This window comes from Francisella sciaenopsi, from assembly GCF_045862875.1.
Lineage (GTDB): Bacteria > Pseudomonadota > Gammaproteobacteria > Francisellales > Francisellaceae > Francisella > Francisella sciaenopsi.
Window position 1 is genome coordinate 1 of the sequence record NZ_BTHG01000004.1, and the last position, 14,298, is coordinate 14,298.

The following is a 14,298-nucleotide window of genomic DNA, read 5'->3' on the forward strand; positions in this document are numbered from 1 at the left end:
TTTTAAAAAAAATTAAACTTTTTGCATTTTTTTTAAATCAATAGCAATTTCAATACCCAAAAGCACCGTTTATACAGCTTTTTCGCTACTTCATAGCACATCTACCTCGTTTTATAACATAATAAAATTTGAGCTGTAAAACATATAGAAATATCAATGCGCTTATGTAAAATGTTTTCAACTAGGTATTTTAATTAAATAATTAGGCGATGATAACTGTTAGTAATATAACCGACTTAAATATACTCAATATAATCAGTCAGTTAGCTTCGGATGTTACAAGTGATAGTATCGCCCCTTCGTCTGCTCAACTTGCCTGTGAAGTTAATGATTATATAACTACTCATGAGTTAAAAAACATTGATGTTATTAATTTACAACTTAAAACAACTAAGACACTTTATAAAAAAAGATTCATATCCATACTTGAATATAGGAAATATCAACAATACTGTAAACTTACTCAACTAAAAGACAGTATAGATCAATTTACATTATATTTTTCATCAAACAATAAAGATTCCAAAAGCCTAGAGTTAGCCATTTCAGAATTAAAGAAGTCATGTCAGTCAGATTTGATTCTTGAATTACCTTATGATTACATCAAAAAAATAGACAACCTCCTAAACATTATTGATAATGCAATTCAAAGATCTAGCTCTTTGAATAAAACTCTTCTAAAACAGTTTAATAAACTAAAAAATATTCTTTCAAAATATATTGCCTACAACTCAGTAATACAAAAACAAGAATTTGTAATAAATATAAAACCTATTAATGAAAGTTTTGAAGCTCAAAACATTAACTTCATATCTACAAATAACAAACAATACTTTAAACAAAATTCTCTTACACTCAAAAACTCACATATTAAAAATCTAAAAATATGTGAAAATATCTATGGAATAAGCGGAGATTTAACTTTTAACTTAGCATATGTAAATAACCATAAAGATTTTGATTTTTTGTTGACTCCAAATCAACCTATATTGATAGATATTCAAATTAATGATAGCTTCAATTTCTATAAAAAAGACTCTAAGAAAGAGCATCACGTTAGATCAAGTCGTTTTATTGTCATAGGATTTAATTCAAACAATATAGATATTAATGAAGATTTTGAGTACAGCATTTACTCTTACTCTAAAAATACCTCTTCAGGCGTCAAAGAATTTAAAATAAGATTTCACGATCCTTTGAAAGCATTTTGGTCAAAACATAAGCCTTCTTATATTGATATTAATAAAAGTTTGGATGATATCTTTAAAGACAACTTTTTCTTTAACAGTTTATTTTCTCTAGATACAAACAAAAGCGATAACTTGAAAAGCCGAATACCTCAAGTATTTATTTCAACAGTAAATAGAAGTTTTTATGATTTTTTTATTGATCAACTTGAGCAGAATAAAGCCTACTTAAAATATTTCTGTGACAAAAAAAATGGTAAGGTAACGTACCATGTTGCTGATAAGGTAGATAGCTCCTTACAGAATAGTATTTCAAACTCTGATGAGAATTTAAAAACTAAGCTGTCTCCTTATGATATAAGCTGTATTAAGAAACAATCTCTAATAGCTAATAAGCCAAATCTTTATATTAAAGAAAATGATACATCTCCTGATGTAACTATTAATAACAAAAGAAAAGAAGAACGAAAAACTTCTAATGCCTCAGCAAAACCCTTCTCATCAATATATAAAGATAATTTCCAAGCCGTACAATACCTACAAAATAGTAACAATGAAAATAAAGAAGTTAGCTCTTCAGAGTTTCAAATATTATTAACCTCAAAAAACACCCTTCCATTTATGGATAGTGAGGTTAGTTTATCCAAATTAGAAAATGATAATAGTTTTCTTTTAGGAACGACAGCTATAAAAAATCTACTTATATATGAAAGAAAATTATCATTTTCAAGAAGTAAATATACTACTAGAGAGTTATACAAGAATCTAGATAGATTACATTACAAAACTGATTCTGAATCAGATGTATATGAGAAAATAGCTTTTACAAAAATTCTTAATCGAACTCATGATAACTCTGTGACATATAGAATTAAAAGCTATAGCAATATAGCTCCAGAGTATCCCAACTATAAAACATTTGACAGATTTTATATTAACGGCAAAATAACAATCGGAGAAAACGTTAATAATGATTCAAAAAAAGCTTATAAATTCTTTAAAAACTATAAACCTGAAGAAAGTTCACTCTCAGAATTTCAAGAAAGTGGAGAAAAAGGAACCTCCATCATACAAAACAGTAAGACCAGTATTTTTTATGCAGTAGAAATCGCTAAAGAGATATTGCCTGATAAATCTTCTGAAAAGCCGATCATATATCTACCTATGAAGGTAAATATGAATTCTGCTAACAACCAATTTATGCCTCTAAGACATAATGATATTATCTTAATTGAGGTTCAATCACTTGAAAGTGTTGAGATAATCCAACTAATCTCAAATTCAGCAATTTCAACAGAAAAAGCACAGCAACAGCTTTTACAAAGGCAGCTTCTTGGAGCTAAAGAAAACTGTGAAATGGCATATACACAAACAAGTGATGGCGAGACATTCTCACTAACTCAACTTAATGAAGCTTGTGAGAATTCTTTTTTAATAAACAATAAAAAAGGGATCTTTCTTAGATACAAATCAAAAGGGAATTAAAATATGACTTTTATAAAAAATCATCAAGTATTAATAATTTCTCTAGCAATAATAGTAATTATCTTGTCAGTTATGGGTATTTTTTTTATAAGAAGATGGCTAAAAGCACCAAAATCTTCTAACAAAAAACCTATTTCAAAAATTGTAAAACGGGCAAGATCAGTTATCAAAACAAATAAGATAAAAAATAACTTGGGTGAGCTCTATATATTCTATGGAGACCATTTAGCAGCAAAAGATTATATAATGAAAATAAAGCCTGATGCTCAAATCATTGATAATGATGAATTACCTCTAATAGTTATTGATAAAAACAACCCTTCATTAGTATTTGCAAACAATGATCTTTCGAATCTATACAAATTTAAAAACAAGTTAAACTTACAATTTTATAAGCTTAATTTTTGTATTGATATTTCTAATACTCACGAAAATAACAATATAAACGAGATTTATAAAGAACTATCAAAACTAAGATTAAAAAACTTTATTATATCTTTCTATACATCATCTGAACATTACCAAAGCTATAATAATGCTATTGGTAAGAAGTCAATATTTAAATTAACTTCAAATGAAAATTCAAATAATGTTGATGAAGCCATACTCTTAAAAATCCTTAGCTCTAGAGATGATGTTGATGATAAATATCATAATACTAAAATATTAAATCAAATAAGAAAATCGTTAAAAAACATTTATCCTCAGTTAAAATCGATTGATAAAGAAATATTCCTTAACGTTGGTCTAAATATACCTGATAATATAATAGCGAAAAGAGACACAATCTTTTTTAGCAGTTCTCCTAAAGGTATTATCATAAATCTAGTATCTCTGCTATTTAGCTTTATATTTATTATTAATATTTTCCAAGAGATTGGACTTAAAGAAAAAGTATCCATAAAAGACTTAAAGCCACTCTCTGAGAGCAACTCTCACGAAATAATGAGAGAAACTAGAAAAAAAATTGATGATGCTATATTTCTGGATGTGTTATATCCAAAATCCATAAAGTACCGTTACATTTATGAACAGTATGCCGATACAATACTAAAGAATGTAATTTTACCAAAATATAATGACTCATATGATTTATCAATGGTCACATCATTCTTAATATTTTTTGAGTACTTAAACAATAAAGATGTAAATCAAGAAACTGATGGCATGCTTAAAATAATAAGTAGTTTCACAAACCTCTCTGAAAAACAGTTAGAGGTTGTAATCAAGTATACAAATCGCGATTTAAAAGTTGAAACGATTAAAGCTGCTATTGGTAGAGCTAATAAGCTATATACAAATCGCTTATTAGTTGTAGGGGAAGATTCTGAGAGTTATTTAAGTACACAGGGCTTCAATGCTGAGTATCTAGGAATATCAAATACTAAAAGAGCGAAATTCATCAATGATATATATATAAAGTATCTATATAAATGTACTATAGACAACTCTATATTAAATTTAAAAAATAATTATATAATACCCATTGAAGTAAACAATATTTTCTCAATGTATCAAGAACAATTTGACACATCTTCAAAGAAACTATGTAACTCATCATATATAAGCTCAGTTACAAAAAGTGTCTCTTTAATATTTAATCAAGAGGAAAGCGAAAGAAAATTTGAAAGCTTTAGTGATATGCTAGATCACATTTACTACTTGGTAAAATCCTTAGAAAAAAATGCTAATGACGTAACTGACGATGGTAAAGAACAAACTGGATCAATAACTGTTTCTCTAATAAATTATGTTCTGAATAGTGTCATCAACTCTACATATAACAAAGATGAACTTCCATTAATAAATCCCATAAGTAAGAAACTGTATATGGAGTTTGCACCTAATTTCTATAGTAAAAGAATATTAATATCGCCTATATATTCGAAAGAATATATTAAAGATAACATAGATCCTATCAACAAAAAGTTCGATAGACTTCTTAATAATCTTAAAAGTAACTTTAACATAGAGCCTGACTTTATGATTGCTATTTATAAAAGCTCTATAAACGACTACAATGCAAAATATATAAATTCTTATAATAGAATGATAGATCGACTCAATAATGATACTGAATTTAATAAAAACATCTCGAATAAAAATGCTCTAAATCTTTATTTGCTAGCTATGTCATCGAAAGACTCTTCTTTCAATAGTTTAATAGAGTTCTATAGCTCAAATACAGATTTAGTAAGCGATGAGTCTGAAACAAATCCAACTAAAAAAATTAATAAGCTTCAACAGTTCTATGGAAAAATAGTTAAATTAAGCAAACAAAATGATTCTAAAGAACAGAATGATGTTTCACTTTGGACACCTGTAGATAATTATTTTAAAGAGAATGACGAATACCTTAAATCAAAAAATTATACTGGCTATAGAGAAGTCTATAAACAGTTAAACAATTTAATAAGAGAGCAAGGTTATTCAGCTACTTATAAAGAAATTAAGCAAGGATATAAACCTCTACAAAAAGTTTATTCTGATCTTTCAGAAATAAATAATCCAAACAACAATAACTTGTATAAATTACTGAAAAAGCATCTCGATGTTGCTATTGACACTATCAAAACCATAGCTATACAAGATGCGATAACTAAACTTGATAATACTGTCAATATTGAGTATGAATTTATAAATAGTCAATTCCCATTTAATAAAGATAGTAATACTATAGCCACAAATGAAATGATAACTAAAGATTTTGATAGTAATGGTTATATATATTCAGCATTTGTAGAACAATTATCTCCACTACTATCTTATGATAAGACCGATGATAAGTGGCATAGTGAAGATTTTTCAACTTCTGAGCAAATAGATTACTTAAATAAATTTAATAAAGTTTACTTATTAAACAAATTATTATGGGATGAAAAAAGAAATCCTCAATCTATCAAGTTTGAGATAACTCCTATACCAAATAAGGATAATGATTATACCTTCTTTAGTATAATCCTCGATAAGCAAAATTATGTAAATTCTCTGAATATAGCATACTCAAATAGTATGGAAATTAATTACAATTGGAACTCACTTGAATCAACGACTATAACTATAAAATTTGAAGATGGCAGCACTGATCAAATAAGCTACCATGGTAAATGGTCTATATTGAAAGCAATTAAAGATGCAAATTGTGATGGAAATAATATTTGTACTTGGGAGGTTAAACATAATGGTAAAACATACCCCGTAAGCTTTAAAGTCGAATCAAAATTTTTACAAGTATTAGGTTGGCAAAAACAAGGAGATACTGATGTACAATAACTTATTTAAAAAAGTTTCATTAATATTAGTTATAGCCCTAGGGCTTAATAGTTGTGCAAGTGATGGTTTGTATATCAACAATAATGTGCCTAAAACAAAAATAGTCCTAGAGTCAAAACCTAACAAAAATACTTTCTACTCTGATAATTATCAATCAATTTCTCAAAGAATATATGATGATAATGTAAAAGTGTTAAATCTAAAAACTGGAGACAATGAATTCCCACTTGATAAAGATAGTAAAGACTACGCTTTGTATTTCATATTACCTGATAATAAGAGCATTGAGAACTGGAAATACATAATAAGCTCAGACTCTGTAAATGAATTTACTATAAAAAATGATAGTAATATAGAAAAAGACTAAGAGGATAGCGTTATGTCAAAAGCAGACCATATTTTTAACCTAGAAGAACAAGGTTTACTCATAGATATAAAAGATGAGTCAAAAGGCTGTACTACTAAATTAGAATCCTCAGGAAAAATTTCTCATAACGCGACAGAATCTATAGAGTCAACAGCTGAAAAACAAATAACTGAAAATGTCAAAGATTCAAAAATTTCTATAACTGAAAAAGAAATATTATTGGCTACTAAAAAATCAAGTATTATGCTCAACGATAGTAAAATCGTGATCAAAATAGGTAACTCGACTATTGTGCTTGATGACTCAAGTATTTCTATAGAGTCTGGAACTATTAATATAAAAAGCTCTGCTAATACAAATATCCAAGCATCACAAAATATTGGAATAAAAGGTTTAAACAATAGTATAAAAGCCGATGTAAATCTGAATGCTGAAGGTGTAAACGTAAACATCAAAGGAAGTGCAACAGCAAGCATAAAAGGATCTGCAGCAACAATGGTGGGATAATACTTATGGATAATACTGTCGATAAAGAGTTTAGAAATTTATTTGAAAATATCAGTATATACTATGATCAAGAAAGATCTTTTAGAATAAACAAATTTGACGAATGTATCGACAATATTATCAAATTTCAAGATAAAACTAGTTATACAAAATTTGATTTGTATAATCTTAAATATCTTATTGAAGATATTAAGTATTCAACAAATCTTATATTATCTGATACATCAAAAAGACTTTGCAAGCAAATACTGAAGGTTACAGATAATATTTTAGATTGTACTGATACTAAATTATTTATAAGTCACTTTAATCGTTTAAAAAAATTACTTAATGACTACAAATCAGTAATTAATAAAGATATATCATATAGAATAGAGCTTACAAAAACTAAAAAAATTAATGAATTAGAGTCTATACTTTTTAATATTTCAGAAACTGATGATTCAGAAAGTTATAGTGACAAGCTTATCCTACTATATACTAGAACCATTAATAATCCTGAATCTGAGAGTCTTATAGAGAAATATAAAGAATATTTTTATTCACTCAAGAATTTTATAAAAAATTATCAAGGTATAAATAACCTTCTTCCTTTTAAAGAAAATCCTCTACTAAGCTTATTAGACTTAGCTTATGTAATCAAAAATGGAATTTACAAAACAGATACCCTCTTAGCTAGTGATCTTATACTTTTAAGAGCTTTTTATTCGACGATACAGGATACTACAAAATTAAATATCATTAATAATAAAACAAATACAAACTTTATTACTTCATTAGCATCTATAAAAGAAGAACAACCTTCAGAAAATTTAGAAAAAATTGTCGGTTTTATAGATTTACAAATTTTTAGCATATCTCGATATTTTGATGATTTTGACCTAGATGATATTTTTTTTTACAAAACTATAAAAAAGACTCCCAAACCAGAATCATTTGAACAACTAGTATTAAATCTAAAAAATATCCCAAACATTATTTTTGATGAAGAAACTTTGTACAAAATGATTAATCAAGAGAGTGATCTTTACAAAAAATTATTCGTAAATGACAATTACAATAGTTCCATAGAAAAAATCATAGAAGAATCGCCTGCAAATTTACTGACTAAAATATTTAACAAATATTTCCAAGCTTTATTAGAAATAGCTACATCGATAAACCTTGCATTATTTGATGAAGATTTTGAACTGATATACCCTTTTGTCGAATTTGAAAAACATCTAAAAATAATTGCTATGGAAATAGCAAACAAATCCAATTTTAATCGAGAAAAGATAGAGAAATCTATAAAAGAAATTCATAAAACATATTCCCTACTAAAATCCAATTACTCCTTATTGGAGGCTAGAGAGCAAAAAATAATTAAAGAAAAAAATGGAAGAGAAAAACTTAGTCTTTTTATTGATAAAAAAAACTTTTTAACATATAAGCAAATCAAAACATCTATACCCAACAATAAAGGAATAAACATAGATAAGCACTTAGTAAAAATAAATAAAAATATTTCTAACTCGAATTATGCAACAGCTACAGAAAAAGCTAAAGAGTTAACTATCTTTCTTTTAAATCAAACATACTATGAATGTCCTTCTCTCATCGGAGTATATGATTTACCCCCGTTTTCGAATAATTACTTCTTAGCACTTAAAGAGATTACAGATAGTCCAATTATAGATAAACTAAAAAATAAGCAAGAAGCTTATTGGAGTGTGTAATGCTAGATATTATAAATGACTCACTAAAACGATTGGAAACAATATCTAACAATGATGAAAATATTAAAGGCTCAATATCTAATCTGGTATCAGAACTCAATAATATAAAAATATTACTAAGTCCAACAAAACTTAATCTGTCCAGTAGTGCTTCTACGTTGACACCTTCGATGTCTGCGCAAATCAAATGCTCATTTAGTTTCGCACCTGGAGTCTATTTAAGCACTAGAGTAAAAACACTGGCAGGTAATTTACCAGCTTCAAATATTACTGATTCTAAACTTGGGGCTAATATACTTCCTTTTGCAGGATGTACCAACCCAGCAAATCCAACAATGAACCCTTTTGTTTTTCCTTGGGTTTGCATACCGAATCTTTCTCCTTTTATACCAACAAATCCAACTACTTTATTAGAAGGAGCACCAATAAATACTATGAATAGCAAAGCAATATGTACATTTGCCCCTGGAGGCATTGTTAACTTCATAAGTAGTGGACAAATTAATGTAAAAACATCTTAAAAGGTACCAACATGAGTGAAATGAAAAATAATCTAAGTACAAATGATGCTGCTATTTTAAAGAAAACTTTTGATAAATTAAGTATCGATATAAAAGGTGACTTTGATAAAAGAATTTCTGACTATAGCAATAGTCTCTTATTCAAATATTATAGTAGTTTATATTATTTTCTCCCAAAATCATGTTTATTAGAAATAAAAGATAAAGGTCATAATGGTTACTATATTCGTCCTCAAGAATATTTTTTTATTGAAGATAAGAGAACTAATAGATCTTTAACATATACAACCAGATCAGAAAGTCTTATCTTACCATTAAAAAATATAACTACAATCAAACAAAGCGATACTTTAATAAACGTATCTTTAGAGTTCGAGAACAATTTTGAATATGACTATATTACTATTTGGCTAGATCCTAGATTATGTGAAGAAGATCCATTTTTTGCAACATATATTTTTAATCAAATATTAGCAAGTAATAGCTCCGTCAAAATTGAATTTTCAGACTATTCCTATACGACTAAAGATATAACAACAGAGTCTATTAACCTACAACTTAAACCTACTGAGAAGTTAGTACTCAATATTCATTCCCCTAGCTTGATGTATGGATTCAATATAAGAATTAAAGATCTGTTTAAATATAAGCACAACAACTTAAAAAAAATAGATCTTAGCTTCAATATTAAAACCGATAATTTTAGTGAAGAAAAATTATCTTCACTGTTTAGAGTAAACTTAGTACCTATATTTAATAGTTTTGATGATTATTCAAGTGCTACATTTACTACATTGAACTTATCAGATAGTAAACTTAAACATCATCAAACAGACAATGCTCAAGCGATAGAAGTATTGTCTGTATATGAAAATAATAACCCCTGTTCCTTCGATGGTTTTCTTTTTTCAGGTCAAAATGAATATTACCTTAATAGAAATACTCAATCACTAAATTACAGCATCGTTTTTCCTGAACTTGATAATAAAATACTAGAAACAAAAATCCATACTTATACAACATGGACACAATTAACTGAGGTTTCAGATCTTATTGAAATTAATTCAAATGCGATAACATCTATAAACTCAAGTATCTCACCAATATTTATAAATAAAGCTATAGAAAACTACAATAGCAACTCTAGAGATATGTTTAATATGGTAGATATGATTATATCTAGGAATATGTACTCAAAAACAACATTTCTAGCTATAGCAAAACTTTTAAAGACTGATGATGATGATATATCATTACTATCAAGCCTATTGGATAAAGTGGAATTAGACTCGGTAATTAACGAACTAATTCTAACTACAAGCGATAGATATAATGAGAAATATAAATATTTCTTAGATTTTTTTATAGGTATTATATGTAAGTTCATAAACCAAAATACCTTTAGCTTTATAAAAAAAATTGTTTTGAATAACTCTTGATAAAGGATATAAAAATGGCAGATTTTGTAGAAGTAGAAATTATTCTAGACATTATAAAAAGTACAAGAGAAATCACTAAAGAAAAACACGTTGATAATGAACAAATTGCGTACTATCGTAACAATATTAGAAAAAGTATATTTTTTCTTCAAGAAGAGCTATTAGAAAAATATAGTGAAACAATATGTAAATACATAACATTTCCAATAATTGCGTATGTCGATGAAAAATTAATGATTCTAAAAGAGGAATCAGGAAGTGGTATTTCTTGGGGATTATTACAATTAGAATACTACGATAGAAAAGATGGTGGCGAATATGTTTTTGAAATAATTGATAACCTATTATCAGATAATATTTATCCACAATTATGCTATCAAACAGTGTCACTGATTCTCAACAATGATTTTTATGGTAAATACTATGAAAATATTTATAACCATAATTTCCTTGCATATAAAAAAGAAGTTATTAAGCATATAGATAGATCTGTAATTGACTCAATTAGTTTTATTGATACTTCCAATAGCCCAACTCCTCCCAAAAGATATCACAAAATTGCAAAATTCTTATTAAGATTTGGTGTTCCTGTTGCCCTATTCCTTATAAGTTTATTAATTTTTTTAAGTTGGTAATATAGGAGACTGTTGTGAGTAAGTTAATATCAGTTTTAAATAACATAGAGCTAGAAACTCAAGATAGAATAAATCTTATCAGTAATATGCAAATTCATGCAAAATATGAAAACGCAGAGTATGATCAATTTATAGAGAAAGTAGTTACTAATACTAATGACACAAAAAGCATAGATATATACACTTTATTCCTTTGCTTAAACTCAGAGATATGTTTGACTTTAGATCAAATTGACAAAATTCCTGAGATTATTGAGAGTTATTTTTCAATTTTAGAAAGCAAATTTTCTAATATTAGTCCCTCAGACTCTAAACAAAAAAATGAACTAGCGGAAAAAGGTATAAATAAGTTCTTAATTATAATGGATGCTAACCTTAGTGAAATTAAAAATTTAGAAACCATATCTTCTACCAAGATAGTCAATATTATAGACCTAATAAATAAGCTAATAGCCTTTTTTAATGAGAATAGTCTAAATTATGATTCTGATTTAAAAATACAACTTAGTAAAACATTAAATAAGCTCAAAAACACACTTACTCTTGAGGAACAAAAAAATCAGAATGAGGAACAAGAACCTATTCAAACAACTGAAAAGGTAACAACGAATAGTAAACAAGCCAAACCAGCTACAATGGCAAATACTCAAGGTTCTGAGAAGTGGCTGTCTCTAGTTGAGAAAATAGAAGTACTAAAAAGCCTAGTAGATAGTCAAAGAATATTTGAGACATCCATAGTTTATGATGATATCCAAAATTTATTAGCCAACTTTGATCCTAAAGAATATTTCCCTGAAGTTTTTTTCCCATTATACAAAAAGATCGCTCCAATCATTGGCGATATACATAAGAATATAGACTATTACTCATCTAGTATCCAATGGAGCGTAGCAAAAAAAATGTATAAAATTGACTATAACCAGTTTTTAGATAATCTTGAAAGAATGTCTGAAAATAGTTTTCTCAATAGCTCATCATCACTAGCTCAAGATCATTTTTATGAAACAAACTCTGAAGCAAAAAAGCAATATAGAGAAAATAATAAAATATTAGAAGATAGTGAGGCCCATAAGTCGAATATAAATATAAAAACAAAGATTAAGAAAACTACGAATGATCCTCAAAATATTATGGATTCGGAGGATGATATTCAAAATACTAATAATGATAATATTAGTGATGATGATTTAAATAAACTATTTGACTTTTAAAAGCATATAAATAATTTATGAATATAGAAAATTTAAATAGAATATGTCATAAACTTTCTCTGAATCATCTTCTTAGAATTTTTTCAGTCTACAATATTCAAACTAAAAATATGAGATTTGAACCAATCTTAATGGATAGCACAGCAGCAGCTACTATCCTTAGAATCTCGAGAAAACAAGAACATATATATATTGATATAAATGTTTTCAAACTCAAACCTTTTGCGGGATTAGAGGTAAGATATCAGGAGTACATCCATGATAATAACGATTTAGCTCTTGAAGTATTAGAGTATGGTATTAGATCCTTATTGTATAGATATATTATAAGAACTAAGGAATTACATAGGTTAACTCAAAACAACTCTTATATTAAAGCAGCTCCTAAGTTTACTATTGATAATACAATAAATGCTTTATATAAAGCCTTAAGTGAAGATTACTGTACTATCATAAACTATGAAAAGGAACTAGTTAAAATCAAAAGATCTCCTTCTCTTGTTGGGCAAAAAAATATTGGCAATATCTATCTTGGTGGATATATAACTTCTTTTATATATTTAATTAAAGTAAATATAATTCTTTTAAATAAAAATCATAAGGATGTAAAGCGAATAAAGACTAGAATTAAGATAATTAAAAAAAATATTAGAAATAACTCAATAAGAATAAAACTAAACATAACTGTAGAAAATAATAAGCCCAATAACAAATATATTGGTAACACATACCTATAACAAAAACTTCTATTAGGTAAATGCTATAAAGAAATCAAAGTTTTCACTACCTTCAAAAGCTGTAAAAACCGCACTACTATCTGCAATTATAAAGTCCCATTCCGAGCCTTTTTGAATTTCATATATTGCATCAATATTATCAACCCGTGTTGTGAAATTCATCATAGAGTGCTCAACTTCAGCGAGTTTCACTCCAGAAAGAGAGAGAGTTACAACGTTTTTATTTCTACTTATACTTGTTATTCTCATAGCTTTTTTATTTTCAAATTTTACATTAGCTGGAGCTGTTGCCTTTCTTTTGATGAAAATATAATATCTAGTAGCAACGAAAAATTCTTCGGGGAAGTTTTCACATAAATATTTTTTTCCTTGCAGTTCAAATTTAATAAAGTTATTAATTTTTCTATATTCACAAAGAGTCAATAATCTATCAGCCAATAAGTTTATCTTCCTTATAGGTCTATAAAAATTAAACTCAATATTATCAACATCCTCAACCTTATCTAAGTTAAGCTGGATTAAACTATAAATATCATGAATTAGATCAAATATTTGCTTAGGAGAACCATTTAACTTATTAGATTCAGCAAATTTAAGTTCTCTTTCTAATTTATTAATTAAGAATACAAGTAAAATTGCAGCATATGATCTTGAAGTTGAGAAAACAAAACGATTGAAAGATTTTAATTCAGAAACTATTCTATTGAGCTTTATAAAAGTATCATGCATCGAATAGTGATTAAGAGTTAGTAAAGGAAAATCATATGTATCTGATATTAACTTGCCTCTATCTAACTTAAATAATGCAATTTGCGTACTATACTTAACACTATAATCATGCTCTAATGAAAGTGATAGTTGATTATATATGTACTTAACACCTTCTTTTTCAACTATCTTCTCCTTAACATTCAAGAATAGAGGGATATCATTAGTTAACTCATCTGTCATTACCTGCAAAGATAGAGGATAGCATTTATCATAAAAAATAAATGTTTTTTCATCTAAGTACAATACAAGATCTTTTATCAGAATAAGTCCCGTCTGCAAACTCTCCATATCTAAATCAAAACTAACGATACCTTTATTAAGATTAGCTGGCAAATAATTTGCAGGCTTTGACCTTTCTAAAATAGACAAATTTGATTGATCTAAGATATCTCTGTCTAATCTTAGACCATCTTCCCAATATATCCTTTCGAGAAACATTTTAATAAT

Annotated in this window: 11 protein-coding genes; 10 read left to right on the forward strand and 1 reads right to left on the reverse strand. The window is 27.2% G+C overall.

Annotated features, from left to right (window positions below):
- Positions 1 to 209: 209 nt before the first annotated feature.
- Genes ACKTR7_RS05385 through iglJ form a run of 10 tightly spaced genes read left to right on the forward strand, consistent with a single transcriptional unit; the run spans position 210 to position 13,080 of the window.
- Positions 210 to 2,672 (forward strand): pathogenicity determinant protein PdpA1, encoded by a 2,463-nt coding sequence (locus ACKTR7_RS05385; RefSeq protein WP_407877357.1) that lies wholly within the window; start codon positions 210 to 212, stop codon positions 2,670 to 2,672.
- Between the two features lie 3 nt (positions 2,673 to 2,675).
- On the forward strand, positions 2,676 to 5,945 hold the full coding sequence (locus ACKTR7_RS05390; protein WP_407877358.1) for a hypothetical protein: 3,270 nt from the start codon (positions 2,676 to 2,678) through the stop codon (positions 5,943 to 5,945).
- Entirely contained in the window at positions 5,935 to 6,312 is a 378-nt protein-coding gene (gene iglE, locus ACKTR7_RS05395) for a type VI secretion system lipoprotein IglE (protein ID WP_407877359.1), read from the forward strand. Before ACKTR7_RS05390 ends, iglE begins: the two co-directional genes overlap by 11 nt.
- Before the next feature lie 12 nt (positions 6,313 to 6,324).
- On the forward strand, positions 6,325 to 6,819 hold the full coding sequence (gene tssI, locus ACKTR7_RS05400) for a type VI secretion system tip protein TssI/VgrG (RefSeq protein WP_407877360.1): 495 nt from the start codon (positions 6,325 to 6,327) through the stop codon (positions 6,817 to 6,819).
- Positions 6,820 to 6,824: 5 nt separating this feature from the next.
- On the forward strand, positions 6,825 to 8,537 hold the full coding sequence (locus ACKTR7_RS05405) for a type VI secretion system effector IglF family protein (RefSeq protein ID WP_407877361.1): 1,713 nt from the start codon (positions 6,825 to 6,827) through the stop codon (positions 8,535 to 8,537).
- Positions 8,537 to 9,058: a type VI secretion system PAAR-like protein IglG gene (gene iglG / locus ACKTR7_RS05410; protein ID WP_407877362.1), complete on the forward strand. Its 522-nt coding sequence runs from the start codon at positions 8,537 to 8,539 to the stop codon at positions 9,056 to 9,058. Before ACKTR7_RS05405 ends, iglG begins: the two co-directional genes overlap by 1 nt.
- An 11-nt stretch (positions 9,059 to 9,069) precedes the next feature.
- On the forward strand, positions 9,070 to 10,497 hold the full coding sequence (gene iglH / locus ACKTR7_RS05415) for a type VI secretion system baseplate subunit TssF/IglH (protein WP_407877363.1): 1,428 nt from the start codon (positions 9,070 to 9,072) through the stop codon (positions 10,495 to 10,497).
- A 14-nt stretch (positions 10,498 to 10,511) separates the two neighbouring features.
- Positions 10,512 to 11,132: a DotU family type IV/VI secretion system protein gene (locus tag ACKTR7_RS05420; protein WP_407877364.1), complete on the forward strand. Its 621-nt coding sequence runs from the start codon at positions 10,512 to 10,514 to the stop codon at positions 11,130 to 11,132.
- 14 nt (positions 11,133 to 11,146) lie between these two features.
- Positions 11,147 to 12,343, forward strand: coding sequence for a type VI secretion system protein IglI family protein (locus ACKTR7_RS05425; RefSeq protein WP_407877365.1), 1,197 nt, complete (start codon positions 11,147 to 11,149; stop codon positions 12,341 to 12,343).
- Positions 12,344 to 12,360: 17 nt separating this feature from the next.
- Positions 12,361 to 13,080 (forward strand): type VI secretion system baseplate protein IglJ, encoded by a 720-nt coding sequence (gene iglJ / locus ACKTR7_RS05430; RefSeq protein ID WP_407877366.1) that lies wholly within the window; start codon positions 12,361 to 12,363, stop codon positions 13,078 to 13,080.
- Positions 13,081 to 13,092: 12 nt separating this feature from the next.
- Here iglJ and tssK read toward each other — a convergent pair whose 3' ends face one another.
- Positions 13,093 to 14,289 carry a type VI secretion system baseplate subunit TssK gene (gene tssK, locus ACKTR7_RS05435; RefSeq protein ID WP_407877367.1) on the reverse strand — a complete coding sequence of 399 codons (1,197 nt, stop codon included), beginning with the start codon at positions 14,287 to 14,289 and terminating at the stop codon, positions 13,093 to 13,095.
- Between the last annotated feature and the right edge of the window lie 9 nt (positions 14,290 to 14,298).